Source organism: Streptomyces lydicus, assembly GCF_004125265.1.
In the GTDB taxonomy this organism is placed as follows: Bacteria; Actinomycetota; Actinomycetes; order Streptomycetales; family Streptomycetaceae; genus Streptomyces; species Streptomyces lydicus_C.
The window spans coordinates 2,689,350-2,716,077 of the sequence record NZ_RDTE01000003.1 but is presented as its reverse complement, the minus strand read 5'-3'; the positions used below and the strand labels follow the sequence as shown (position 1 = coordinate 2,716,077).

Sequence of the window (26,728 nt, the reverse complement as noted above, 5' to 3'; positions counted from 1 at the left end):
CATCCTGCCACATGAGTATCGGTCAATTATGGTCAACGCGGGGCTTCTCCGATCCCGCCGGCGATGGCGTGCACCCCACCGTCGGCGTGCAACACCTGGCCGGTGGTACGCGTCGCCAGATCGGACAGCAGGAACAACACGGCCCCCACCACTTGCTCGTGATCGGTCCGGTCCCACCCGAGTGGAGCCCACCGCTCGTAGTACTCGGCCAGCGCGTCGAACGAGCCGACCCCCTGCGCCGAAAGGGTCTCCAGCGGACCGGAGGCGACCAGGTTCACGCGGATGCCCTGTGGCCCCAAGTACATGGCCAGGTAGCGGGCCACGGCGTCCAGTGACGCCTTGAACACCCCCATCCAGTCGTAACCGGGCAGGGTGCGCGCGCTGTCGACGGTGAGTCCCACCACGCTGCCGCCGTGTTCGCTCGCGGACAGCAGCGGCGCCAGCGAGGAAACCAGCCGTTGCAACGAATACGCGGAGACCTGGAAGCCCTGTGTGGCGCTCGCCGCCGACGTATCGAGGAAGCCACCGCCCACCGCGTCCGCGGGCGCATGGGCGATGCCGTGCAGCACTCCGTCGAGCGCGTCCCAGCGGCGGGCGAGTTCACCGGCGACGGCGGCCACGCCCGCTTCATCGGTGACATCCAGGTCGATGACGTCCGGCGGGCTCGGCAGCAGCGCCGCCGCCTTACGGGCGATCCGGGCGGCACGTCCGAAGGAACTCAGCACGATCTCGGCGCCGTGGCGCTGCAGCGCCGCCGCGACGTGCCAGGCGATGGACTCGTCATTGGTCACACCGGTGACCAGATAGCGGCGGCCGCGGAGATCAAAACTGTTCACGGTGCTCCCAACACCAGGGCGGCGTTGTGACCGCCGAAGCCGAACGAGTCGGAGAGCCCGACCGCGCCCCGGGAACGCGGCTCCACCACCCGGGGCGTGAGGACGTGGTCGACCGGGCCGAGCACGGGATCCGGCCGCCGCAGGCCGGCCGTCGCCGGAGCGATTCCCCGCCGCAGCACGGCCAGGGTGACGATGGCCTCCACCGCACCACCCGCCCCGAAGAGATGTCCGGTCGCCGCCTTGGTCGAGGAGAGGGGAACGGTGGGCAGGGCGTCCCCCAGGGCACGGCCGAGCGAGCGGATCTCCGCTTCGTCGTTCAGGCGTGTCCCCGTGCCGTGAGCGTTGATGTAGCAGAGGTCCCCGGGGAGGACGTCCGCGTCGGTGAGGGCCCGTCGGACGCACTGCGCCGCGGGGAGGCCGTCCGGCGGCGGCGCGGTGAGGTGGTGCGCGTCGGTGGTCGCGCCGTAGCCCAGCACCAGTCCGAGGACCGGGGCACCGCGCGCTCGCGCGCCTTCGGCGCTCTCCAGGACGAGCACCCCCGCCCCCTCGCCCATGACGAAGCCGTCCCGGTCCTCGTCGAACGGCAGACACCTCCCGCTCGGGGACAGCGCACCCGCCTGCGCGAACGATTCCCGGACGAGCGGCACGGACGCCGCCTCGGCGCCGCCGACGACGGCGGCCGCGGCCTCACCGCGCCGGATGCTGCGCAGGGCGAAGCCGACGGCCTGCGCACCTGCGGCGCAGGCCCCGGACATGGCGAAGGACTCACCGCGGATGCCGTAGCGCATGCCGAGGCTCGCCGCGGCGCTGTTGGGCATCATCAGCGGCACGGTGAGCGGCGACGCCTCGGCGCCGGCGTGTTCCGGCGCGCCGCCGAGACCGGTGCCCATGACGCACAGGATGTCCTCGGCGGCATAGGGCAACGAGTCCGCCCACCCCGCCTGGTGCACCGCCTCGTCAGCCGCGACGAGGGCCAGTTGCGCGAAGCGCGCATTGCGGTGCCGCTCCCGCCGGCCGAGGAAGGCGCCGGCGTCGAACGCGTGGCACCTGCCGTCGCCGTCGGCCGTACCGGTCTCCCCGGCGATCAGCCGGGAGAAGAGGACATCGGCCCCGACGCCGAGCGGAGTGACCGCGCCGACGCCGGTGACCGCGACGGGAACGGTCAACGACCGGCCGCTTCCGCGACCCTGGCCGCGAGCTGTCCCACGGTCACGTCGGCGAGCTCCGGACGCGGGATGCCGACCCGGTACGTGCGCTTGATCGTGGCCATGAGCTCCGCGGCGTCGAGCGAGTCGATGTCGAGGTCGTCGAACTTGGCGTCGGAGGTGATGGCCTCCTCCTCCACGCCGGCGTCGATGAGTTCTTCGCGGATGAGTTCCAGTACGGTCTCGGCGGTGATGGTGTCAGACATGAGCGCTCTTTCTCTGCGGTACGGGTAGCGGTACGAGACGAGGCGGTACGAAGCAGCCGTCAGCGGTGGAAGTTCGGGGAGTGGGTCTGCGACCAGTACCACTGGCGCCAGTAGCTCTCCGCCAGGTCCATCCAGGTCTCCAGGCGCCGCACACTGTCCAGGAACCAGTTGAGGCTGACCATCAGCCAGCTGTAGACGGCCTGGCTGTCACGGCAGTTGCCGCAGTCACCGGACGTGCAGCAGAACTGGAGCGTGGCGTAGTCGGCACCGTAGACGGCGAAGCCGTCGAGGACGGGGTTGCCGTTGGCGACCCGCTGCTCGTGCTCCGGCAGGTCGACGCTGATGCTGGGGCACACGTCGTATCCGAAACGGGCGCCCCAGTGGCTGCGCCCGGTGATCAACGCCTCGATGAAGTACGGATGGCTGACCACCGTCTCCGGATACCGTTCCCTGACCCGCAGCGCCTCGGACAGGGTCCGCTTCTCGTTCTCGATGCGCAGCGGACTTTCCGAACCGTGCTCGCTGTAGAAATTGAACGTCACGAGGTTGCCGTTGTCGCGGGTCGCGCGCACCGTGGGCTCGATGTAAGGCAGCCCCTCCTCGGACAGCGCGAAGACGAACGTCACCCGGGGATCGTCGCGGTAGTGCCCCAGGCCCGTCTCGAACAGGCCGCGGAAGGACGAGCCGTTCGGGCGGTGTGCCCGCAGGGCGTCGTCGAGCGGGCCTCCGCCGAAGAGGCTGATGCCGATCGCCACGTTCTCGAAGCCGTCCCGGGGCAGGGGACGCAGGCCGTTGGACGAGATCGTGACGTACGGCAGTGCCTCGACGAACGGACGCACTCTGTCCAGCACGATCGTCGGCTCGCCGCCGATGAGTGTCGCCTGTGTCACGCCGTCGGAAGCGAGCCTCTCGGCGAACGCGCGGATGAGCCCCGGGTCCGAGGTCTCCTTCACCGCACTGTCGAATCCGCCCTCGAAGTACCAGCAGCCTTTGCAGCGGATGTTGCACGCGGTGGTGAGGTGGATCTCGCAGCCGCGTACCCGTCGGCCGATGTCCCGTACGGTCTTCAGCCGTGCCGCCAGGTCGGGGCGCTCGGCCAGGATCTCCCGCAGACGGGCCTTGGACTGTGCCCTGGAGGGCGGGCGCGGGGTGATCGCCACAGGTATGGGCACAGTGGTCTCCGGCCTCACTCGGGCACACGCAGGCCGAGATGGGCGACGCGCTCCGTGGCCTTCTGCCGCCACAGCTCGATGGCCTCGCCGTTGGTGGTCCTGCGGAGCCCGTAGCGCACCGCGAGCTTCGAACGCTTGGTGTGGGGGCTGCCGAAGATACCGACGAACATCGGCCACAGCCGGTCCAGCGCGGCCTGGAGCTGTTCGCGGCCTTCCGCGGTGACGGCGAGGTTGCGGCAGACACGTGCGCCGTGGGCGATGTGGATCTTCTCGTCCAGGATGATCGTGCGCACCGCCTCGGCCCAGGGTCTGTAGCTGCTCTCGGCGAACTCGCGCAGCATCACCATGGCGGTCTCCTCGCCGATGTACGAGTAGATGCCGCGCTCGGCCCAGGTGGTGCACGAGTGCATGCGCTCGTCGGCGAACAGGGTCCGTTCGGCGAGCGACTGGCTCTCCATGTACGTGGTGTCGACACCGAGGTCGGCCAGGACCCGCTTTCCGATCTTGTAGTGGTCGTACTCCTCGGCCGCCCGCTCGGCGCAGACCTGCCGCTCCTCGGATGTCGGAGCCAGCGGCAGGAACATCAGCGCGTAGTCGTCCCCGCCGGAGAGTTCGCCCTCGGTGTTGATGGTGATCTGACTGACCAGGATCTTCTGGTAGTCACGCGGCATGCGGTGGAACTCTTCGGGAGTCCGCACCACGACTTCTTCGTCGTCCAGGACTGCAATCGTCACAAGTGATCCTCGCTGCCTCGCGGTGACGGGGGAGCAGGGAACGCAGACATGTCGACGCCGACGCCTTGCCCCCGTTGTGCGGCCCGGATCCGGGCTCACGGTGCGCCACATTGCCACAACCGGCGTACCGAGCACCAGAGTTGATGGATCATCACGTCACTTGCCAAGCGGACGCAACGGCTCCAGGGGCGAACCCCCTTGCGGCCCGCTCGCGGCTGCTATCGTCCCGGCTGGTGACATCACCATCGACTTCGGATGCTGCTGCGAGCCCGCTGCGCCGGGCCATGGAGACGATCAAGTCGCTGAGGGAGCAACTTGACGCCGAACGGTCCTCAGGTCGTGTCGCCATCGTCGGTGCCGGTCTGCGCGCGCCCGGCGGAATCGGGGACCGGGAGGCGTACTGGCAGGCCCTTGCGCAGGGCCGCACCTTCCTCGGGGACCTGCCCGAGCAGCGCCGCGCCGTCTTCGGCCGGGCCTGGGAAGGCCTTCTGTCGCGCGGTGGCTACCTGGACGACGTGCTGGGGTTCGACGCGAAGTTCTTCGGGATCTCTCCCCGCGAGGCCAGGAGTCTCGACCCGCAGCACCGCCTGCTGCTGGAGGTCGTGTGGGAGGCCTTCGAGGACGCCGCCATCCCGCCGGCGGCCGCCGCCGACTCGACCGGGGTGTACGTCGGCATCACCGGTCAGGACTACCGGTACTGGGCGGACGACGAGCCCACTTCTTCCTGGCTGATAGGCAACGGTCACTGCTTCGCGGCCGGCCGCCTCGCCTACACGCTCGGGTTCCAGGGGCCGGCGATGGCCGTCGACACCGCGTGTTCCTCCTCGCTCGTGGCCCTGCACACGGCGTGCCGGGCACTGGCGGCAGGGGACTGCGACATCGCGGTGGCCGCGGGCGTGAACCTGGTTCTCGCCCCCCGTTCCACGGCGGAAATCCAGCGCACCGAGGCCCTGTCACCCAACGGCCGCTGCCGCCCGTTCGACGCGCGGGCGAACGGCTTCGTCCGGGGTGAGGGTGCCGGAGCGCTCGTCCTCAAGCGGCTGAGCGACGCGGAACGCGACGGGGACCGCGTCCTGGCGGTCGTCGAGGCCTCGGGCGTCAACCAGGACGGCCGGTCCTCCGGATTCACCGCGCCCAATGTGCTGTCCCAGACGAAGCTGATCGAATCCGTACTGGCGGCCGCCGGGCTGACGGCGGCGGACGTGGGATACCTGGAGGCCCATGGCACCGGCACCGCACTGGGTGACCCGATCGAAGTGGAGGCGGCCACGGCCGCCTTGGGCACACCGGCACGGGAGTGGTACGTGGGCTCGGTGAAGGCCAACATCGGCCATGCGGAGGCGGCGGCGGGTGTGCTCGGCCTGATCAAGGCACTGATGTGCCTGCACAAACGGCAGATTCCCCGGCAGGCCGAGTTCGGCACCTTGAACCCGCGGATCGACCTGGCGGACGGCGGCCCGGCCATTCCGACCGAGACCCGTGCCTGGGAGGAGTCCTCGGGGCGCTGTGCGGCGGTCAGCAGCTTCGGCATGAGCGGCACCAACGCCCACGCGGTTCTCTCCGCCCACCCCGGTGCGGGCCCGCACCCGCCGTCCGGGGACGGCGCCCGGACCGACGGGTTCATGGTGAGCGCTCACACGGAGAAGGCCCTGCGGGAGCTGGCGGCCCGGTACGCGCAGCGGGTGGACAAGGCCGACTATGCGGCGTTCGCGTACACCGCGACGCACGGTCGTACCCGGCTGCGCCACGCGGTCTGGGTCGGTGCGGACAACGCCGAGGCCGCCGCCGAGGCACTGACCGCTCTCGCCGGGGGCGGCCAAGACCCGCGGGTGACGGCCCTGGACCCGGCGGCACCGCTGCCCGGCGGAGCGGTACGGGCGGTGACATCCCTGCCGACCTACCCCTGGGAGCGGGCCGGCTACTCGATACGTCCGCCCGGGCAGGGCAGGTAGCCGAACGGCCGCTTCCCGGCAGCCGGGGAGCGCGGCCGGCGACCGGGTGCCGTCCCGCTCCCCGCGGGTGCCGCGGTCAGGAAAGTCTCTTGCCGGGGTAGGAGAAGTGCAGGGTCCCCATCGCCACGAGCAGACCCTGCTCGTCCTCGACGTGCGCGGTCAGGACGGCCGACCGGCGCCCCACCCGCGCCGCCGCGACGCGGACGCGCAGCGGTCCCGGCTCCACTGCCTCCAGAAAGCTGAAGCTGCTCGACGTCAGCACCGCCGAAGGCACCTTCCCCGCATACGCGCTGACCGCGACGAACGCGGACAGGTCGGCGACGGTGAAGATCGCCGGGCCGGAGACGGTGCCGCCGGGCCGTACCCACAGCCGCTCCGGCGCCGCCGTGAACACCAGCCCCCCGGAGGTGACCTCGGCCACGTCGAGACCGGCTTCGTCCGGCAGGTACTCCGCGAGGAGCTGACGTGTCTCCTCAAGGGTCAGCACCGGCTTCTCAGTCACCCGCGGTCGCCTCTTCCCCGGCCAGCAGGTCGGTCAGCGCCCCGGTCAGGCGCGACAGCGTGCCGTGCTTCCACAGCAGAGTGGGGCTCAGACGCGTGGCGAGCGAGGCCTCCAGCCGGTTGCGCAGCTCCAGGGACATCAGTGAGTCGAGGCCGAGGGACCGCAACGGGACGTCGTCCAGCAGCTTCTCGGGGGCGAGGCGCAGCACCAGCGCCGCTTCGCGGCGGACGGTGTCCGCCACGGGCTCCCTGCGCCGGCCGGCCGGAACGAGGCGCAGCCCGGGGCCGCCGTCCGGTGTGCCGGGCTCCGCCCCCGCGAGGGACTGCCAACTGCTCAGTGCCGCGGCCGCCGGATAGGTCTCCAGCCAGCGCCGCGGATCGAGCGCCGCATGGGCGACGACCGTCCGGTGGGTCTCGATGAAGTGCCGCAGCGCCTGCCAGCACGCGTCGACGGTCACACCGCCCAGTCCACGCCCGGCGAGCCGGTCGCCACGCCCGGCGTCCTGGGCCGCGAGCCCGACCCCGGTCACCGGCCCCCACTGCACGCTCAGACCGGGCAGGCCGGTCCGGCGCCTGCGCCGCACCAGTGCGTCCAGCCAGCTGTTCGCGGCGGCGTATGCCGCCTGCCCCGCGGTGCCCACGAACGCGGCAGCGGACGAGAACAGCACGAACAGGTCGAGTGCGTCGTGGGCGGTGAGGTCGTGCAGCAGGCGCGCGCCGTCGATCTTCGGACGGAGCACCCGCTCGACGCTCTCGGCGTCGAGGTTCTGCAACGTCGCGTCGTCGAGGACACCGGCCAGGTGGAACACACCGCGCAGCGGCGGCAGGGTCCGGCGGATCTCCTCCAGAACGGCGCGCATCCGCTGCTCGTCGGCAACGTCCGCCTGCCGGACGTGAACCGTCACGCCCTGTGCGCGCAGCGCGGCCAGCCGGTCGGGATCGGCGCGCCCGGACCGTCCGATGAGCGCCAGGGCACCGGCTCCGGAGGAGACGAGGTATTCGGCGAGCGACAACCCCAGCGCACCGAGCCCACCGGTGATCAGGTACGTGCCTCCGGCGCGGAACCGGCCCGCCGGCAGCGGCCGCGGAGTGACGGCACCGGCGGTGAGCGGGTCGACGAGCACGATCTTTCCACGGTGCTCGGCGCGCGCCATGGCCCGGAACGCGTCCTCCGCGTCCGCGAAGCTCCACTGCCGCACCGGCAGCGGCCCGAACGCCCCTGTTTCGACGAGCTGCCAGGCCTCCCTGAGCACCGCCGCGAACCGATCGGGCCGGCGCCGCAGCAGGCCCGCGATATCGACCGCGGCGAAGGTGACCGACTTGGTGAACGCACCGAGTTCGACGGAGGTCGCCGCGTGCAGGTCGCGCTTTCCGACCTCCACGAAGCGACCGTCCTCGGCCAGCGCCTCCAGGCCGAGCGAAATGGCCGCGCCCGCCAGGGAATTGAGGACGACATCCACGCCCCGGCCGCCGGTGGCGGCCCGTACGCCCGCCACCCAGTCGAGACCGCGCGAGTCGAAGACGTGCGTGACGCCCAGCCCGCGCAGGTACGCGCGCTTGTCCTCGGTACCCGCCGTCGCGATGACCTCCGCCCCCGCCCACTGTGCGATCCGCAGCGCCGCCAGGCCGAGACCGCCGGTGGCCGAATGCACCAGCACCGTGTCCCCCTTCTCGACCCGGGCGACCTGTACGAGCGCGTGCCAGGCCGTGACGAGCACCATCGGCAGGGCCGCGGCCTGTGCCGCACTCCAGCCGTCCGGCACCGGCAGCACATGACGCGCGTCCACGGTGACGTGCGAGGCGAGTGTGCCGAACCCGCAGGCCACCACTCGGTCGCCCGCACCCACTCCGGTCACGCCCGGGCCGGCCGACGTCACGACTCCGACGCAGTCGAGCCCCAGCACGTCGCGATCCGCCGAGGTGTCCGGGTAGACGCCCATCGTCTTCATGACGTCGATGAAGTTGAGCGAAGCGGCTTCCACGGCCACCTCGACACGTCCCGCGGCCGGCCGGGACCGGTCGAGGGGCCACCGGCACAGCGAATCCGGGCTCCCCGGACGGGCGACCCCGAGCAGGAAAGGCTGGGCGCCGGCGCCGCTCCGCCACGGCGCGGGTGTCCGGTCCGTGCCACCCCGGACCCGGCGCCCCACAAGACGTTCGCCGTCCCGCAGCACGACCCGGTCCTCGGTGGCCGCGAGCTCCTTCACCAGCTCGGCGACCCGTTCCGGGGTGAATCCGGCGACCTCGACGAGCCGCGCGTGGAACTGCGGGTACTCCGCCTGCACCACCGTCACGAAGCCGGCGTAGAGCCCGGCGTCCGGATCCTCCTCCCGCACGACCACGACGAGCCGGGCGGACGGATTCTCGTCGAGGCAGCGGCGGATCACCCCCGTCAGTTCCATCAGCCCGCTTCGCCCGTCCACGGGAGCGACGAAGACCACCAGGCCGGCGCGCGGCAGCTCGTCGGGGCCGAGCCCGCCCGGGAGCAGGTCCGCGCGCCCGCAGACGACGAAGTCGCCGGGCCCCGGACCGTCCGTCCTCTCCTGCGGCTCGAAGCTCATCCGGAAGATGTGGTCCGGTTCCGGGCCCTCGGACACCCCCGCCGGGGCGTCGGCCAGGACGACCCCGCGCAACGCGCCGACGGGCACCCGGTCGGCGTCGAACACCAGGAGGTCGAAGCCGGCCGCCGTACGCCGTGCGTGGACCCACAGACGGGGCGCGCCGGTGACCGTCACGCTCGCCGAGCCGATGGCGACCGGGAGGCAGGGGCCGTCGCCGACGGTGAGAGCGGCCTGCAGAATGCCGTCCCACAGCACCGGGTGCAGGGCCCCCGCCGCCAGTCCCGACGGGCTGCCCGCGGGGAGCCCGATCTCGACCAGCGCCTCGTCCCGGCCCAGGTGGCCCCCGAGCACCGACCTGAAGGCGCTGCCATAGGACAGGCCACGCTCCGCGCAGCGCCGGTAGAAGTCGTCCGGGTCCAGCGGCACCGCGCCCAGCAGCCGCTTGGGGAACGTCGCGGGATCCGGCTTCGCGGGGTGCGGCTTCGCGGGGTCCGGCGAGGTGCCCCAGGAGACGAGCGCACGACAGTGCCGGGTCCACCCGTTCTCCTCGCCGGAGGCGAGTGTGAACACGCCCGCCGTGCCGGCACCCGGGCGCCACGTGGCCGCGATACGCACCGGGGCGTCGTCCAGCGGCAGCGGCGTCGGCAGTGTGACGTCCCGCAGGGTGAGCGGCGCGTCCGCGCGGTCGCGCAATGCGTTCTGGACCAGGGCCAGATACCCGCCCGCGGGGAGCACGGCGGTGTCGAGCACCCGGTGATCGGCCAGCCAGGGATGGTGCGCGAGCCCCAGTTCCAGGGCGGCTTCCCAGACCCCGTTGGCCGTCGACGGCCTCAGATCGAGTGCGAGGCGGCGGCCGCCCTGCCGCTGCGCACCGCCCTGGCGGGTGTCGACCCAGTAGCTCTCACGCTGGAACGGATACGGCGGGAGGGCGGCTCGTGGCCTCCTGGCCGGGCGCGGTCCCAGAGCGCTCAGCCCGGACACATAGGCCTGGGCGAAGGACCTGAGCAGGTCGGAGTGGCTGCCCTCGCCCCGGCGGAGGCTGGGCAGTATCACCCAGGGCTCGTCACGGGCGTCGCCGAGTTCCCGCAGCGCCGCCCCGAGCCCCGGATGCGGACTCACCTCCACCAGATGGGTCACACCCGTGTCGAGAAGCTTCTCCGCCGCTTCGGCGAAGCGCACCCTGCCGCGCAGGTTCGCCGCCCAGTAGCCGGAGTCCAGCTCCGTGCCGTCCAGCCACCGCAGGTCGACGGTGGAGAGCTGCGGAGTGTGTGCGGTGCGCGGGCGTACCGCGGACAGGGCCTCGCGAACGGCGGGGACGAGGTGGTCGATCTGCGGGCTGTGCGACCCGTAGTCGACGTCGATCAGACGGCAGAACACCCCGTCGGCTTCCAGGATCTCCTTCAGCAGCAGTACCGCGTCGGCTTCTCCGGCGAGCACGCACGAGCGGGGCCCGTTGTGCACGGCCAGGTCGACCAGCCCGGCGAAGTCCCGCAGCGCGGCCTCGGCCTCGTCCGCGGTGAGATCGACGGCCAGCATCCGCCCGAGCCCGGTCACCTGCCGGAGAAGGTCACTGCGTCCGCTGACGACGAGTGCGGCGTCGTCGAGCGGGAGAGCCCCCGCCACCGTGGCCGCCGCGATCTCCCCCTGGCTGTGGCCCACGACGACATCCGGCCGGACGCCGGCCTCCCGCCAGGCGGCGGCGAGGCTGACCGACATCGCCCAGAGCGCGGGCTGGACCTGGTCCACGCGAGCCTGGTCCACGCGAGCCCGCTCCGAGCGAGCCCGGTCCGCGCCGCCGACCACGACGTCCCGGACGTCCCAGGGGACATGGCGCGCCAACGCCTCGGCGCAGCGGTCCATGGCCCGGGTGAACGCCGCGTCGCTGCCGTAGAGGCCGGCTCCCATGCCCGTCCACTGCGCGCCCTGCCCCGGAAAGACGAAGGCCACCTTGCCGACGGGCCGTGCGCGACCCGCCGCGACCTCGGTCAGCTCCGGTGCGAGGAGTACGCGCCGCTGCGCGAAGTGATCGCGGTGCCACGCCAGCGCCTGCGCCGTGTCACGTAACGAGGCACCGGCCTCCAGATGTGCGAGCACCTGCGCCGAACGCCGGCCCAGCGCTTCGTCGTGGTGAGCGCTGAGCGGCAGCAGGAACCGTTCGGCGGATTCCGGCGGAGCGTCCGCCGCCGTGTCGCCCGCGCCGTCCGCGCCGTCCGTGCCGGGGGCAGCGGCGAGGACGACATGGGCGTTCGTTCCTCCCCAGCCGAACGAGTTGACACCTATGTGGCTGCCTGGTGCCAAGGGCAGGGGCTCACGTGCCACAGCGAGGTTCAACCCGTCGAAGTCGATGGCCGGATTCAGTTCCCCGGCGTGCAGACTCGGCGGGACGACGCCGTGTTCGAGTGCCAGTGTGGCCTTGACCAACCCCGCCAACCCCGCGGCCGGTTCGAGGTGACCGATGTTGGTCTTCACCGACCCGATGTGCAGCGTACGGCCCGGACAGGGCACCCCCAGAACCGTGCCCAGCGCGTCCGTCTCGGCGACGTCTCCGCGGACGGTGCCGGTGCCGTGGGCCTCCACGTAGACCACCTGGTCCAGGGGAACGGCTCCGGAGCCGTACACCTCCTGCAGCAGGGCCTGCTGGGCGCGGGGATTCGGTGTGACCAGGCTCTCCCCGCCGCCGTCGTTGTTGACCGCACTGGCGACGATGACGGCCCGCACCCGGTCGCCGTCACGGACCGCGCGCTCGAGTGTCTTCACGTACACCGCGACGACGCCCTCACCACGCACAAAACCGTCGGCGCCGGCCCCGAAGGCGTGGCAGCGGCCCGTCGGCGAGAGACCACCGAAGTGGGTGAGCCCCACGGTCACTTCCGGCGTCAGCATCAGGTTGGCCCCGCCGACCAGCGCCGCTTCGATCTCCCCGTGGCGCAGCGCCTGGCAGGCCTGGTGCAGCGCCACCAGGGACGAGGAACAGCTGCTCTCGATGGTCAGGCTCGGCCCCGTCAGTCCCAGGAAGTACGACACCCGGGACGGGACGCTGTCCAGGGAGTTCCCCACGATGCTGTGCTGGGTCGCGCCCGCACCGCTGTTCCTGCGCAGCAGCTCGTAGTCGTGCCAGAGGCCGCCGAAATACACACCGGTACGCGAACCCCGCAGGCCGACCGCCACCTCGTCGGCGTCCTCCAACGCCCGCCAGGTGGTCTCCAGCATCAGTCGGTGCTGAGGATCCATCACCTGGGCTTCGCGTGGTGAGATTCCGAAGAACGCGGGGTCGAATGCGTCGACCCCCTCCATGAACCCACCGACACGCTGGATGTCCCGGGTCGGGTCGATCACCTCGTCCGGATCCCAACGCTCCGGAGGCACCGGACCGATGACATCCCTGCCCGACCGGAGCAGCTGCCAGAAGGCGTCGAGGTCCGGCGCTTGAGGAAAGCGTCCCGCCAGACCGACGATCGCCATCATGTCCGATCGCACGCAGCTCAATGGAGCCCTCCCCCGTGGATGATCACCAGTCAACTCCACATCTTCGAGGGTGCTTTCGACTCTGTCGACCCCCGCCCGTGGCCTGGAGAAGCGAGAGAAGTGAGGATCCTGGAGCGCCGGCCCGCTACCCGACGCTCTCCCGCCACGCCCGGTGCAGCGCGGCGAACCGGCCCCGCCCGGCGATGAGTTCCTTCGGCGGGCCGTCCTCGACGATCCGGCCGTCGGCCATGACCAGGACCCGGTCGGCGATCTCGACGGTCGAGAGACGGTGGGCGATCACCAGGGCCGTACGGCCTTCCAGCACGGTGGCCATGGCGCGCTGCACCGCGCGTTCGCCGGGGATGTCCAGCGAACTGGTGGCCTCGTCGAGGATGAGAACGGCAGGGTCGGCGAGCAGGGCGCGCGCGAAGCCGACCAGCTGGCGCTGGCCGGCGGATATCCGGCCGCCGCGCTTGCGGACATCGGTGTCGTAGCCGTCCGGCAGAGCGGTGATGAAGTCATGGGCGCCGATGGCCTTCGCGGCGTGCTCGATCTCCGCGCGGGTGGCGTCCGGGCGGCCGAGGGCGATGTTGTCGGCGACCGTGCCGGAGAACAGGAAGGCCTCCTGGGTGACCATGACGACACCGCGGCGCAGGGCGGTGGTCGACAGCTCCCGCAGATCGACGCCGTCGAGCAGCACCTCGCCCTCGGTGGGGTCGTAGAAGCGGGCCAGCAGCTTGGCGAGGGTGGACTTGCCGGCGCCGGTGGCACCCACCACGGCGACGGTCGTGCCCGCCGGCAGGGTCAGATCGAAGCGGGGCAGCACCTCGCCGCCCGAGCGGTAGGCGAACCGGACGCCGCGGAAGGCGACCTCGCGGCCCGGCCTGCCCGCCGCGACGGCCGGCAGCGCGGCAGGTGCCGCGGGCTCCGGGACGCCGGGGCGAACGGCCAGCAGACCGGCGATCTTCTGGAGGGAAGCGGCCGCGGATGCATAGGAGTTGAGGAACATTCCGAGCCGGTCGATGGGGTCGTACAGCCGCCGGAGGTAGAGCACCCCGGCTGCCAGTACGCCGAGCGCCAGCCCTCCCGTGGCCACGCGGTAGGCGCCCCACAGGACGAGCGCGGCGACCGCGGTGTTGGCCACCAGCCGGGAGGAGACGACGTAGCGTGCCATTTCCAGGGAGGTGGTGCCGTTGATCCGGGCCTGCTGGTGGTTCAGCCGGGCGAAGGCGGCGTCGTTCGGCCGCTCGCGGCGGAACGCCTGCACCGGGCGGATACCGCCCAGGGTCTCGGTGAACTTCACGATGACGCCCGCCGTCGCCGTGGACTTCGCGCTGTAGACCCGCTGCGAACGGCGCCGGAAGGAGCGTACGAGGAGGGCGAGCGGACCGGCGGAGACGAGGGCGGCCGTGCCGAATCCCCAGTCCAGCCAGATCAGGGTGGCGGTGATGTAGACCGTCGAGAGCGCGACCGTGATCAGCTCCTGCAGCCCCTCCTCCAGGAGTTCGCGCAGCGACTCCACGTCCGTGGTGGCGCGGGAGATCAGCCGGCCGGACGTATAGCGCTCGTGGAAGTCCAGGCTCAGCGCCTGCGCATGCCGGAAGATCCGGCCGCGGAGGTCGAGCAGCACATCCTGGCTGACCCGCGCGGAGAGCTGGATGAAGCCGAACTGCAGCCCGCCGGACGCCATCGCGCACAGCACCGCCGCCACCGCCACGGCGATCAGCGGCCCGTGATCGCCCGCCCGCAGGGCCGGCACCGCGCTGTCGAGCGCGTAGGCGACGAGCAGCGGACCGGCCTGCACGGCGGCCTGCTGGAGCAGCAGCGCGACGACCACCCACCGGACCCGGCGCCGGTGCGGCGCCAGCAGGGAGGCCAGGAGGGTGCGCGAGGCGCCCTTGGGGGTGGGGAGCAGATCGTCTGCGAAGGCGTCGGTGGCGGGGGAGCCCTCGGGCTCGGGTGACTTCTCGGGCTCGGGTGATCCCTCCGGCTCCGGTGAGCTCCCGGTCTCGGGTGAGTTCTCGGGCTCGGGGAGGCGCGGTGTGGCAGGAGACCGTCGCTGCGGACCGGAGGGCCCCTCGCGGTCGTCGGGCGGGAGGCCGGTCGCGGTGGTGGTCATCGGGCGCTCTCTCCCTCGCCGGACATCAAGGTGGCGTACTCGGGGTTCTCCCGGAGCAGTTGGTGGTGGGTGCCGACGGCGGTGATCCGGCCGCCGGACAGCAGTGCCACCCGGTCGGCGAGCAGGACCGTGGACGGCCGGTGGGCGACCACCAGCGCGGTGGTGGCCGCCAGGGCCCGGCGCAGCTCCGCCTCCACCAGCGCCTCGGTGTGCACATCGAGGGCGGAGAGCGGATCGTCGAGGATCAGGAAGCGCGGCCGGCCGACCACCGCACGGGCCAGGGCGAGCCGTTGCCGCTGCCCGCCGGACAGGCTCAGCCCCTGCTCGCCGACCTGGGTCGCGCTGCCCTCGGGGAGGGCGTCGACGAATCCCTCGGCCTGCGCCACCGCCAACGCCCGCCGCAGATCGCCCTCCTGGGCACCCTCTCCGCCCATCAGCACGTTCTCCGCGGCGGTCGCCGAGAAGAGTGTGGGCTCCTCGAAGGCCACCGCGACCAGCGCACGGGCCTCGTCCCGGCTGAGCGTCGCCAGATCGCGCCCGTCGAGGGTGATCCGGCCCGCGGTCGGGTCGTACAGCCGCGGCACCAGCGCCGTGAGCGTGGTCTTGCCGCTGCCCGTCGCCCCGACCAGCGCCATCGTCTCGCCGGGCCGGATGTGCAGGGTGATGTCCTGGAGGAGGGGCGGCGCGTCCGGCGGTGCGTCGGGGTAGCGGAACTCGACGCCGGAGAAGACCAGTCCGCCGGTGCCGGGCGAGGCGGGGACGGGTGGGGCCGGGGCGTCCACGGGGCGTGCGGTTGCTGTCGCTGGGGGCGTGGGCGGTGCGCTTCCGACAGGTATGCCCCCTGCCCGTACGCCCCTGCCCCCTACGCCCCCGGTCTCCCCGCCCGCTGCCGGTTCCTCCACCGCGGGCTCGTCCATGACCTCGAAGTACCGGTCGGTGGCCGTCGCCGCCTCGTTGGCCATGGCCAGCAGGAAACCGGTCGACTCCACCGGCCAGCGCAGCGCCAGCGCGGTCGAGAGGAAGGCGACGAGGGTGCCCGCGGACAGCTCGCCGTCGGCCACCTGGAGCGAGCCGAGCACCAGGGCGCCGCCGATCGCGATCTCCGGAAGTGCGGTGATGCAGACCAGGATCCAGGCCAGCAGCCGGGCCTTGCGGAGTTCGGAGGTACGCAGCGCATGGGTCAGCTTCCGGAAGGTCCGGGCCTGGCTGCGGTGGCGCCCGAAGCCCTTGATGATGCGGATGCCGAGCACCGACTCCTCGACCACCGTCGTCAGATCGCCGACCTGGTCCTGGGCCTGCCGGGCCGCCTGCCCGTACTTCGTCTCGAAGACCGAGCACAGCACCATCAGCGGTGGCACCGGTGCCAGCAGCACCAGGCCCAGGGACCAGCGCTGGGTCATCAGGATCACCGCGCCCACCAGGATGGTCACCCCGTTGACGAGCAGGAACGTCAGCGGGAAGGTGAAGAACATCCGCAACAGCTGGAGGTCGGTGGTCCCCCGGGAAAGCAACTGGCCCGAGGGCCAGCGGTCGTGGAAGGCGACCGGCAGCCGCTGCACATGGCGGTACAGCGCCTCGCGCATCGCCGCCTCGACCCCGGCCAGCGGGCGCGCCACCAGCCAGCGCCGCAGTCCGAACAGCAGCGCCTCCGCCAGCCCGAGGAGCAGCACGAAGGCGCCACCGAGCCAGATCCCGCCCGGATCACGCCCGGCCACCGGCCCGTCCACCAGCCACTTGAGCACCAGCGGGATGATCAGGCTGATGCACGAGGCGAGTATCGCCACGCCCGCGGCGGCGCCCATACGCGCCCGCACCGGGCGGATGAACGGCCACAGGCGCAACAGCGAGCGCACTGCGGAGTGCCGGGGTAAGTCGGTCCGGTCGGGCGGGGGCGAGGTCTGCGCGTTGTCGGCCATCACTCGCGAGCGTAAGGCGCATCACTGACAACGCTCATGCCATTTTCCGCCGGGCGGCCCCGCTCGCGACCCCGCCCGCGACCCCGCGCCGCCCCGCAGCCCTCAGCCCGGCACGGCCCGGAACAGCACCACCGACCGCCCGGCCAGCGTGAGCGAGCCGCCCGCAGGGTACGGCGGCAGTGCCGCCCCCGGCTGGTCCTCCCGTGCCGTGTCGACGAGGAGTTCGTAGGCGCGGGCCCAGGGCGGTCCGGGGAGGGTGAACGGACAGGGCCGGTCGGCCGCGTGGAGCACGGCCAGGAAGCTGTCGTCGACGATGCGGATGCCCCGGGCGTCGCGTGGGGAGATGTCGTTCCCGGAGAGGTACATGCCCAGCGTGGCCCCCGGGGTGTACCAGTCCTGTTCGGTCATCTCCGTGCCGTCCGCGGTGAACCACGCGAGGTCGCGCAGACCGCCCTGCCGATGCGGCCGCCCGGAGAAGAACGCCCGGCGGCGGAGCACGGGGTGCGCGCGGCGCAGGGCGATGAGGCGGGCGGCGAGGCCGGCCAGCGGGCGCCACTCCGGGTCGTCCAGCAGCGACCAGTCCAGCCAACTGGTCGCGTTGTCCTGGCAGTAGGCGTTGTTGTTGCCGTGCTGGGTGCGGCCCATCTCGTCGCCGGCCACCAGCATCGGCACGCCCGTCGACAGCAGCAGGGTGGTCAGCAGGTTGCGCAGCTGGCGGCGGCGCAGCGCGCGGACCTCCCGGTCGTCGCTCTCGCCCTCGGCGCCACAGTTCCAGGAGCGGTTGTCACCGGTGCCGTCGCGGTTGCCCTCGCCGTTGTCCGCGTTGCGTTTGTGCTCGTAGGTGACCAGGTCACGGAGGGTGAAGCCGTCGTGCGCCGTGATGAAGTTGACCGAGGCGTAGGGACGGCGGCCGCCCCAGGCGTAGAGGTCACTCGATCCGGAGAGCCGGTAGCCCAGGTCGCGGACGTCGTGCTGGGCGCCGCGCCAGAAGTCGCGGACGGTGTCGCGGTAGCGGTCGTTCCACTCCGTCCACAACGGTGGGAAGGCACCGACCTGATAGCCGCCGGAGCCCACGTCCCAGGGCTCGGCGATCAGCTTGACCCGGCGCAGCACCGGGTCCTGGGCGATCACCGCGAGGAACGGCGAGAGCATGTCGACATCGTGCATGGAGCGGGCCAGCGCGGCCGCCAGGTCGAAGCGGAAGCCGTCCACGCCCATCTCGGTGACCCAGTAGCGCAGCGAATCGGTGATCAGACGCAGGACATGGGGCTGGACGACGTGCAGGGTGTTGCCACAGCCGGTGTAGTCGGCGTAGCGGCGGGCCTCGCCGGCCAGCCGGTAGTAGCCGCGGTTGTCGATGCCCCGCAGGGAGAGCGTCGGGCCCAGCTCGCCGGCCTCCGCGGTGTGGTTGTAGACGACGTCGAGGATCACCTCGATGCCCGCGTCGTGCAGCGCCCGCACCATCCGCTTGAACTCGCCGACCTGCTGCCCCCGGGTGCCCGTGGCGGCGTATCCGGCATGGGGGGCGAAGTAGCCGACGGAGTTGTAGCCCCAGTAGTTGCGCAGCCCCCGGCGCACCAGGTGGTCCTCGTGCGCGAACTGGTGGACCGGCAGCAGCTCGACGGCGGTGACGCCGAGCCGGACCAGGTGCTCCAGCGCCGCGGGGTGCGCGAGCCCCGCATAGGTGCCCCGCAGCCGCTCCGGGATACCGGGATGGCGCATCGTGAAACCGCGCACATGCAGTTCGTAGAGCACGGAATCCGGCCAGGGCGTCTTGGGCCGGCGGTCGTCCTGCCATTCGTCGACGCCGCCCTCGTCCCCGGTGTCCTCGCCGACCACGACACCCTTGGGGACGTACGGCGCCGAGTCCCGGTCGTCGCGCACGGTGTCGGCGACCTGCTGCTCGGGCCAGTCACGGACATGGCCGTAGAGCTGGGCCGGCAGCGCCGGCCCCGCGCCGGACGGCTCCGTACGGGCGCCGAAGTCGCCGTCCACGGCCCTGGCATACGGGTCCAGCAGCAGCTTCGCCGGATTCCAGCGGGCGCCGCTCCAGGGGTCCCAGCGGCCGTGCACCCGGTAGCCGTAGCGCTGGCCGGGGTGGACACCGGGCAGAAAGCCGTGCCAGATCTCATGGGTGAGCTCGGTCAGCGCATGGCGCGTCTCGCGCTCCGCGTCGTCGAAGAGACACAGTTCCACGGCCTCGGCGCCGCCCGCCCACAGGGCGAAGTTGGTGCCGGCGATGCCGTCGGGGCCGGTGCGATAGCGGGCGCCCAGTGGTGTGGGGCTGCCGGGGCGGATATCCGCGGGTGGGGCGAGTGGTTCATCCGCCACCGCCTCCTGCTCGGGTGCGCTCGACACGTGCCGGCCTCCTGCGGCTGATGGCTCGGTCGGGCGGCGGGCCCCGGCACGGGGTACCTCCCGGCGTCCACCGGGAGAGTCCGGCCGTGCAGGTGTCCCCCGCCCTCCCCGTTGTTCTTCCCGCAACCGGGCGTTGCCTCACGCTTCCCGCGGCGGGGGCTCACAGGTCTGCCGCGCACCGCCCGTGACATCCCGTTACGCGGCATACCTCCCAACCCGGTGATCATCCGTCACAATTCGGTATATGACCGCCCATCAGCAGAACCGAGCAGGGGACCGAGCACAGAGCCGGGAGGACGGCCGGGCGCGGGGCAGGGGGCTGGACCGGGGTCCGGACTGGGGTTCGGACCGGGGTCCGGACCGGGCGGGCGGGCGAACGGCGGTGCGGGCGGCCCGCCGGGTCCGCGTCGTCCTCGCCGCCGCGGCCGGGCTCGCCGGGGTGGTGGCGCTGGCCGGCTGCCGCGACACCGAGGGCTTCGTCGTCGGCAAACCGCGCTCCCCGGCGGCGGCGATCAGGATCGTCCCGCACGACGGGGCGCACGGTGTACGGGCCGACGGGCGGTTCGAGGTCCGGGTGCCCGAGGGGCGGCTGGAACGGGTCGAGGTCAGCCGGACCGGAGGCGCCGGCCGGCAGCCCGTCGCCGGGCGGATCGCCGCGGACGGTATGACCTGGCGCCCGGCGGCCCGGCGCCTCGAGCCCGGCGTGAAGTACACCGTCGACGCGGTGGCGCTGGACGGTGCGGGCCGGCGCTCGGCCCGCCACACCACCTTCACCACCTCCGTGCCCGTCCGCCGCTTCACCGCGCACTTCTCACCGCAGGGCGACGCCACGGTCGGCACCGGCCTGATCTTCTCGCTGGTCTTCAACCGGCCGGTTGCCGACCGCGCGGCCGTCGAACGCGCCGTCAGGGTCAGCGCCCGCCCCGCCGTCGAGATCGGCCCGCACTGGTTCGGCCGGCGCCGGCTGGACTTCCGGCCCCGGGAGCGCTGGCGGCCGGGCACCGCGATCACCGTGGATCTGCGGCTGCGCGGGGTGAAGGCCGGGCCGGGCGCCTACGGGACGCAGCGCCGGACCGTCCACTACCGGGTGGGCCGGGACCAGGTCAGCACCATCGATGCCGCCCGGCACTCCATGACGGTGCGCCAGGGCGGCCGGGTGGTGGCGGTCCTGCCGGTCACCGCGGGCGACGACGCGAACCCCACCTACAACGGGAAGATGGTGATCCTGGAGCGGCAGTCGAGGACGCGGATGGACGGCGACACCGTCGGCTTCGGCGCCGAGTACGACATCCCGGACGTGCCGCACGCCATGCGGCTCACCAGGTCGGGGACCTTCCTGCACGGCAACTACTGGGCACCGCCCCAGGTCTTCGGCGGCCTCAACACCAGCCACGGCTGCGTCGGGCTGAAGGACATCAAGGGCGGCGGCCCCCACACCCCGGCCGGCTGGTTCTTCGGCCGCTCGATCGTCGGCGACACCGTCGTGGTGGAGCACTCCCCGGAGCGTACGGTCGCGCCGGACAACGGCCTCGGCGGCTGGAACATGCCCTGGGAGCTGTGGCGGGCCGGGTCCGCGCGGCGCTGACCGGCGGCCGCCCCGGCGGCCGTCCGCCCCCTGCCTCCGCACCACCCCCGCAGTTGGGACTAAACGGTGACGTTCACGGGGAGTTCACTGTCACCGCGGTGTGGTTATCTAACGGCAGGCGCGCGGCTGTCCGCGTCCGCGCGCGGGGACCGCGGGCCGTGCGAGGGGGAAGGGGCAGTCGTGAACGTCCAGCCGAATTCGGGGGTGCCGGCTCGCCGGCGTCGGTGGCTGCTCAGGGGCGGGGGTGCGCCGGCCCTGCTGGCCGGCGCGATGCTGCTGCTGGTGACCGCGTGCGGCGGTGACGTCGAGGACGGCAAAGGGGCCGGCAAGGCGGGCGGGGAGAAGGATGCCTCGCAGGCGGCCGTGACCATAGCGCCCAAGGACGGTGCGCACGACGTCGCCACCAGCGGTGCGCTGAAGGTGACCGCCCGGAAGGGCCGGCTCAAGTCCGTCAAGGTCAAGGACGCCAAGGGCAACGAGGTCGACGGGAAAATAGCGGGCGGCGGCGCCCTGTGGCAGCCGAGCGGCCACCTCGGCGCCTCGACGGACTACACCGTCGACGCCATAGCGGTGGATGGCAAGGGCCGGGAGGCCGCCGAGCACTCCCGCTTCACCACCCTCGTCCCGAAGAACACCTTCATCGGCCGGTACACCCCAGAGAACGGCCAGCAGGTCGGCGTCGGGATGCCGGTCTCGATCCGGTTCACCCGCGGTATCACCGACCCCAAGGCCGTCGAGGACGCCATCAAGGTCACCGCGAAGCCGTCGGTCCCCGTCGAGGGCCACTGGTTCGGCAACGACCGGCTCGACTTCCGCCCCGAGAAGTACTGGGCGGCCGGCACCAAGGTCACCCTCAAGCTGGACCTCAACGGCGTCGAGGGCCGGCCCGGGGTCTACGGCACCCAGGCCAAGGAGGTCTCCTTCACCGTCGGCCGCAGCCAGGTCAGCACGGTCGACGCCGAGTCGAAGCAGATGACCGTGGTCCGCGACGGCAAGAAGATCAAGACCATCCCGATCACCTCGGGCGCGCCGGGCACCGAGACGTACAACGGCAAGATGGTGATCAGCGAGAAGCACCTGGTGACGCGGATGAACGGCGACACCGTCGGCTTCGGCGGGGAGTACGACATCAAGGACGTCCCGCATGCGATGCGGCTGAGCACGTCCGGCACCTTCATCCACGGCAACTACTGGTCGGGCAGCGCGACCTTCGGCACCCGCAACGCCAGCCACGGCTGTGTGGGCCTCTTCGACCAGCGCGGTGGCGGCGACGGCTCCACCCCGGCGGCGTGGTTCTTCCGCAACTCCGTCGTCGGCGATGTGGTCGTCGTCAAGAACTCCCACGACGAAACGATCCAGCCGGACAACGGCTTCAGTGACTGGAACCTCTCCTGGGAGAAGTGGAAGGCCCGCCGGTAGGGCCTGCCGGCAGCTCTGCCAGTAGCTCTGCCGGGTGGGCCGCCCGTGGGGACATCGGTGGCCCCGGCGGCAGGGCGGCCGGAAGGCGAACGGGCTCGGTGCACTGTGACGCAGTGCACCGGGCCCGATGTCGTTAACGCGTACTAACCTTCCCGCATGACTGTGAATCTCGAGGTCGCCGACGGCGTCGGCACCATCCGCCTGGACCGTCCGCCGATGAACGCACTGGACATCGCCACCCAGGACCGGCTGCGCGAGCTGGCCGAGGAGGTCACCCGCCGCGACGATGTGCGTGCCGTCGTCGTCTGGGGCGGCGAGAAGGTGTTCGCGGCCGGCGCGGACATCAAGGAGATGCAGGCCATGGACCACCCGGCCATGGTGGTGCGCTCCAAGGCCCTGCAGGACTCGTTCACCGCCGTGGCCCGGATCCCCAAGCCGGTGGTCGCCGCGGTCACCGGCTATGCGCTGGGCGGGGGCTGCGAGTTGGCGCTCTGCGCCGACTTCCGGATCGCGGGCGACAACGCCAAGCTCGGCCAGCCGGAGATCCTGCTGGGCCTCATCCCCGGGGCCGGTGGCACCCAGCGGCTGGCGCGGCTGGTGGGCCCGTCCAAGGCCAAGGACCTGATCTTCACCGGCCGCCATGTGAAGGCCGACGAGGCGCTGGCGCTCGGCCTGGTCGACCGGGTGGTGCCGGCCGCGGAGGTCTACGAGCAGGCGCACGCCTGGGCGGCGCGGCTGGCGGCTGGTCCCGCGCTGGCGCTGCGGGCCGCCAAGGAATCCGTCGACGGCGGCCTGGAGACCGACATCGACACCGGCCTGACGATCGAACGCAACTGGTTCGCGGGGCTGTTCGCGACCGAGGACCGGGAGACCGGCATGCGCAGCTTCGTCGAGGAAGGGCCGGGCAAGGCCAAGTTCCGCTGAAACAGCTGTTGTTGACGGTGCTTGTGAGGTTTGGGCCGGGTGCAATGCCTCGTGTGGGCGAACCGAGGAAGGCTTAATTGCGCCTTAAGGCAGCCTTGTTGAGGTGCCCGGCCGCTTCCCCGGAGGACCGGCGTCCCGCCAGGTCAGCCGGGGTGGACGCGAACCTTAACTGCCGTTGGCATATGTCTCACCGGAGGGCTGGAACCGACGATTCCGGACAATCGATTCCGTCGGTTCCGCTCCCCTGGACGCGATGCACCGGCCATGATGGGAGGCATGGCGGGCCTCGAAGGAATGGAGCAGCCGCGGCCGCGGAGCGATCCGGCCGCCGCGCGATGGGGCATCCCCGGTCCGGACACAGACACCGCACCGGCCCCTCGCGCACCGGCCTTCGCGGCCCCCGATCCGGCCGGCGACCCGGCTCTCGGTGAGGTGCGGCTGCCCTCGCGCCCCCAGTCCGCCGGTATCGCGCGCCGGCTGACCGCCGCCGTACTCCTCGGACAGTGGGCCCTGACGCCCCAGCTCGCCGAGCACGCCGTGCTGCTGGTGTCCGAGCTCGTCGGCAACGCCGTACGGCACACCGGCGCCCGCACGTTCGGGCTGCGGATGCTCCGCCGCCGCGGCTGGGTCCGGATCGAGGTGCGCGACCCGTCCCGCGGCCTGCCCTGCCTGATGCCGGTCCAGGAGATGGACCTCAGCGGCCGCGGCCTCTTCCTCGTCGACAAGCTCTCCGACCGCTGGGGGGTGGATCTGCTGCCCCGCGGCAAGACCACCTGGTTCGAGATGCGGATCGCCGACCGCTGAGGGCCGGTTCGCCCGGGGCGGGGCGGGGGCGGTGCAGCCCGGCCCTGCCCGGGCCGGCCCGGCTTGCTGCGGCTCGGCTCGGCCCGGCTTGCCCGGCTCGGCCCGCCCCCGCCGCCTGTGTCCCCACGGCCTGAGGCCGGCTCCGGTGTGACTGAGCGCTTCAGTTGGCGGGCTTCGTCAACTGAAGCGCTCAGGGCGTGGCCTGCCCGTTACCGTCTTGGTCCTGCTGTGGCGTACAGCACGGTGCCGGTCGCCAGCAGGGCCCACGCGGTCGCGGCGGACGCCGTCGTGGCGGGGGAAAGGATCATCCAGCCGCCCACCTCTCCCGCGATGCCGGGCGGAACCGGGACGACGAGGGTGAGCGCGAGCCAGCCGATCGGCAGGGTCCATGCGAACTCTGCCCCGCACAACACCGCCCCGAGCGCGGCCAGGCCGGCCAGGCCCGCGCTGTCCTGGACGACGAGCGCGGTCGGGGCGAGCTTGACTCCCGCCGCCTGGACCGCCAGCAGCGCCGCCGCGGCGACCGCGCCGGCCAGCAGCACGTGCGCCGCCCGCCGGGGCATCCACCGGATCGCGGCCGTCCGGTCCAGCGCGGCATCCTGCCCGCCGAGCCCGACGGAAGCGGCTGCCACGTTCGCGGTGAGGACCAGGACCGCGATCCCCAGGTCCACCGGTCCCGGACCGTTGAGGGCCCACACCGCCAGCGCGACGAGCGCGACCGCGGCGGCAGAGGTGGGCACCTGCCGTGAACGCGCATACAGCATCAGCCATCTCATGGGGATGTCTCCCCCGTCAGCGTCGCGTGCTCGTTCTTGCAGGAGAGCGCGGCGGCACGCGTCTGGGCGATCCGCGAGCGCTGCTCGGCCGGTGGCAGGGCCGTCAGCTTCTCCCAGGCGGCTTTGGCGTCCGCCCATGTGCGCTGCGAGTACGCGTAGGCGTCCGGCGTCTGCAGGCGTTCGAACTGGCGATCGCCGAGGGCCCAGCTCGCGGCGATGCTCTGTGCGGGGATGTCGAGCTGCCCCCCGCCCTCATAGGGGGTGCGTGGTTTGCAGTTGGGTGCCAGGCCCTGGGCGAGTAGGAGGCGGGTCAGTTCGGTCCCCGCCGCGTGGGCGATCAGCGGGTCGTCGAAGTCGATCAGCACCACGTCGCCGGAGAGTTCGCGTGGGTCGCCGAGCGCGCGCAGCTCGGTGTCCTCCCGCACCGAGTCGGGCGCCTGGTCACCAAGGGCGTTGTGCAGCACGCGCAGCGCCTGCTTGCCACGCGGTGCGAGCTCGGGCAGGCGTGAGCGGTGTGCCTGCGTCACGCACACCGGTCCGTCGCAGACCAGGGCGGCGGCGGCCTTGTCGACGACGTAGGTGTCGTGGGGAGCGGCCGGCAGGATCAGCAGGGCCAGGGCCGCGCCGGCCAGGACGGGGGCCACCGCGAGCAGCCGGGCCCGGCGGGTGGCGGCCGACAGCAGCGCGAAGCCGGTGGCGAGCAGGCCGAGCAGCCAGAGCGTCTGACCGAGGTGCACGGAGTCGGACAGGGTCAGCAGCATCTCCCGCGGCTCCGAGGTCGCCGGGGACAGCTGGGCGAGCCGGTTCGGCGCGATGCTCGAAGGCAGTGCTCCGTCATTGGTCTGCCGCAGGAGGAGGGATGTCAGCAAGAGGAACACCGTCAGGGCAGGCGGGGTGAGCACGGAGGGCACGGCCCGCGCGACGCCCATGCCGAACACGGCCCCCGCGACGAGGGACAGTGCCGCCACCAGCGAGATCGGCAGCCAACCGAGACTTGTGTAGGTGGTGGCGCCGAGGGCCACCTGGACTGCGCCCACCAGGACGAGGAGGCCGAAGCCCGACGCCAGCGTGAGCGCCGTCGCACCGGCCGGCAGCGCCGCACGGCGCCAGGCCGGCAGCGGCGTGGTCGTCAGCAGTTCGGCCGTCCGCGAGCGGGATTCGCGCAGCCCGTACACCGCTCCCATGCCCACCACGAGCGGCCCCCAGAAGACCAGCAGGTACCGGGTCCACAGCGCCATGGAGGTCCACTGGGCCGTCCACCCCGCGGCGCCCTGCCACCAGATCCCGTCGATCAGGAAGAAGACCGCCAGGCTGCCTGCCAGGACGACGATGCCGGGCCACGGGGCGACGGAGCGCTTCAGTTCGATGCGCAGAACACGTCCGGTCACCAGGTGCCTCCCTGCTGACCGGAGTTGCGGAGCAGCGCCGAGTAGCCGCGTTCCAGGGGGCTGTCGCCCGGGTAGTCGGGGCCGCCCGCCGCGGCCAGGTCCTCCGGCGTCCCCTGGAAGACGAGGCGGCCGTCGGCGAAGAGCACCACGTCGGAGCAGGCGGCCGCGACGTCCTCGACCAGGTGGGTGGAGACGACCACACAGGTGTCGCGGCCCAGCTCCTGGAGCAGCTCGCGAAAGCGCAGTCGCTGCGCCGGATCCAGGCCGACTGTCGGCTCGTCCAGCAGCAGCACCGCGGGGTCGTTGACGATGGCCTGGGCGATGCCGGCCCGCCGCACCATGCCGCCGGACAGGGTCTTCATCCGATGGTCGGCGCGGTCCGCCAGGCCCACCCGTTCCACGGCCCGCTGGACGGCCGCGGGGACGTCCGCCTTCGGAACCTCCTTCAACCAGGCCATGTACTCGACGAACTCGCGCACCGTGAAGCGCTTGTAATAGCCGAAATCCTGCGGCAGGTAGCCGATCCGGCGACGCAGGGCCCGGTGGTCGACCATCCTGCCCAGCAAGGTGCCGAGCATCTCCAGTTCGCCCTCGGTGGGGCGCAGCACGGTGGCCAGCGTCCGGATCAGGGTGGTCTTTCCCGCGCCGTTGGGCCCCAGGAGGCCGTGGGTGCCGGTGCCCAGGGACAGGTCGAGCCCGTCCACGGCCATCTTCTTCCGTCCGACGCGTACTCTCAGGCCACTGGCTCGGATCTGCCAGGCGTAGGTTTTCGGCGCGGTGTCGGCTGCGCTCGTGGTGGGCGTCATG

18 protein-coding genes are annotated in these 26,728 nt (G+C 72.2%); 5 read left to right on the top strand and 13 right to left on the bottom strand.

The features are described from left to right. Positions 1–32 precede the first annotated feature (32 nt). The 5 genes from D9V36_RS14325 to D9V36_RS14305 are packed head-to-tail and all read right to left on the bottom strand — an operon-like array spanning position 33 to position 4,153. Positions 33–836 (bottom strand): SDR family oxidoreductase, encoded by an 804-nt coding sequence (locus D9V36_RS14325; RefSeq protein WP_129294118.1) that lies wholly within the window; start codon positions 834–836, stop codon positions 33–35. Further along, positions 833–2,002: a beta-ketoacyl-[acyl-carrier-protein] synthase family protein gene (locus D9V36_RS14320; protein ID WP_129294117.1), complete on the bottom strand. Its 1,170-nt coding sequence runs from the start codon at positions 2,000–2,002 to the stop codon at positions 833–835. Before D9V36_RS14320 ends, D9V36_RS14325 begins: the two co-directional genes overlap by 4 nt. Then, complete coding sequence (locus tag D9V36_RS14315) at positions 1,999–2,247, bottom strand: acyl carrier protein (protein WP_129294116.1); 249 nt, start codon at positions 2,245–2,247, stop codon at positions 1,999–2,001. The genes D9V36_RS14320 and D9V36_RS14315 overlap by 4 nt, the downstream gene beginning before the upstream one ends. A gap of 59 nt (positions 2,248–2,306) precedes the next feature. After that, positions 2,307–3,419: a radical SAM protein gene (locus D9V36_RS14310; protein ID WP_129294115.1), complete on the bottom strand. Its 1,113-nt coding sequence runs from the start codon at positions 3,417–3,419 to the stop codon at positions 2,307–2,309. Positions 3,420–3,433: 14 nt separating this feature from the next. Continuing rightward, entirely contained in the window at positions 3,434–4,153 is a 720-nt protein-coding gene (locus tag D9V36_RS14305; RefSeq protein ID WP_206739666.1) for a Phenylacetic acid catabolic protein, read from the bottom strand. Between the two features lie 233 nt (positions 4,154–4,386). Between D9V36_RS14305 and D9V36_RS14300 the strand changes: the two genes are divergently transcribed. Beyond that, positions 4,387–6,105 carry a beta-ketoacyl synthase N-terminal-like domain-containing protein gene (locus D9V36_RS14300; RefSeq protein WP_241720872.1) on the top strand — a complete coding sequence of 573 codons (1,719 nt, stop codon included), beginning with the start codon at positions 4,387–4,389 and terminating at the stop codon, positions 6,103–6,105. Between the two features lie 76 nt (positions 6,106–6,181). Here the strand turns inward: D9V36_RS14300 and D9V36_RS14295 are convergent, their stop codons facing one another. The 5 genes from D9V36_RS14295 to glgX all read right to left on the bottom strand — a co-directional run bounded on the left by D9V36_RS14295 (position 6,182) and on the right by glgX (position 19,025). Then, entirely contained in the window at positions 6,182–6,607 is a 426-nt protein-coding gene (locus D9V36_RS14295) for a PaaI family thioesterase (RefSeq protein ID WP_129294114.1), read from the bottom strand. After that, positions 6,600–12,644, bottom strand: coding sequence for a type I polyketide synthase (locus D9V36_RS14290; protein WP_206739665.1), 6,045 nt, complete (start codon positions 12,642–12,644; stop codon positions 6,600–6,602). Before D9V36_RS14290 ends, D9V36_RS14295 begins: the two co-directional genes overlap by 8 nt. A 133-nt stretch (positions 12,645–12,777) precedes the next feature. Then, positions 12,778–14,751: an ABC transporter ATP-binding protein gene (locus D9V36_RS14285; protein ID WP_129294113.1), complete on the bottom strand. Its 1,974-nt coding sequence runs from the start codon at positions 14,749–14,751 to the stop codon at positions 12,778–12,780. After that, positions 14,748–16,667, bottom strand: coding sequence for an ABC transporter ATP-binding protein (locus D9V36_RS14280; RefSeq protein ID WP_129294112.1), 1,920 nt, complete (start codon positions 16,665–16,667; stop codon positions 14,748–14,750). The genes D9V36_RS14285 and D9V36_RS14280 overlap by 4 nt, the downstream gene beginning before the upstream one ends. Positions 16,668–16,769: 102 nt before the next feature. Continuing rightward, positions 16,770–19,025, bottom strand: coding sequence for a glycogen debranching protein GlgX (gene glgX, locus D9V36_RS14275; protein ID WP_129294111.1), 2,256 nt, complete (start codon positions 19,023–19,025; stop codon positions 16,770–16,772). 244 nt (positions 19,026–19,269) lie between these two features. On the opposite strand from glgX, the gene D9V36_RS14270 reads away from it, so the two are divergent. From D9V36_RS14270 to D9V36_RS14255, 4 genes are all read left to right on the top strand, one after another. Then, entirely contained in the window at positions 19,270–20,610 is a 1,341-nt protein-coding gene (locus D9V36_RS14270) for a L,D-transpeptidase (protein ID WP_129294110.1), read from the top strand. A gap of 180 nt (positions 20,611–20,790) precedes the next feature. Then, positions 20,791–22,029 (top strand): L,D-transpeptidase, encoded by a 1,239-nt coding sequence (locus D9V36_RS14265; RefSeq protein WP_431357670.1) that lies wholly within the window; start codon positions 20,791–20,793, stop codon positions 22,027–22,029. A gap of 156 nt (positions 22,030–22,185) precedes the next feature. After that, the gene (locus tag D9V36_RS14260; RefSeq protein WP_129294109.1) at positions 22,186–22,953 is read left to right on the top strand and encodes an enoyl-CoA hydratase/isomerase family protein; all 768 of its coding nucleotides are present in this window, start codon (positions 22,186–22,188) and stop codon (positions 22,951–22,953) included. A 276-nt stretch (positions 22,954–23,229) separates the two neighbouring features. Next, positions 23,230–23,757, top strand: coding sequence for an ATP-binding protein (locus tag D9V36_RS14255; RefSeq protein ID WP_431357669.1), 528 nt, complete (start codon positions 23,230–23,232; stop codon positions 23,755–23,757). 209 nt (positions 23,758–23,966) lie between these two features. Here D9V36_RS14255 and D9V36_RS14250 read toward each other — a convergent pair whose 3' ends face one another. The 3 genes from D9V36_RS14250 to D9V36_RS14240 are packed head-to-tail and all read right to left on the bottom strand — an operon-like array spanning position 23,967 to position 26,727. Further along, a complete protein-coding gene (locus tag D9V36_RS14250) occupies positions 23,967–24,533 on the bottom strand; it encodes a hypothetical protein (RefSeq protein WP_129294107.1) in 567 nt (188 codons plus the stop codon). Then, positions 24,530–25,921, bottom strand: coding sequence for a hypothetical protein (locus D9V36_RS14245; protein ID WP_129294106.1), 1,392 nt, complete (start codon positions 25,919–25,921; stop codon positions 24,530–24,532). The genes D9V36_RS14250 and D9V36_RS14245 overlap by 4 nt, the downstream gene beginning before the upstream one ends. Continuing rightward, positions 25,918–26,727, bottom strand: a complete 810-nt coding sequence (locus tag D9V36_RS14240) for an ABC transporter ATP-binding protein (protein ID WP_129294105.1) — start codon at positions 26,725–26,727, stop codon at positions 25,918–25,920. Before D9V36_RS14240 ends, D9V36_RS14245 begins: the two co-directional genes overlap by 4 nt. Position 26,728 lies beyond the last annotated feature (1 nt).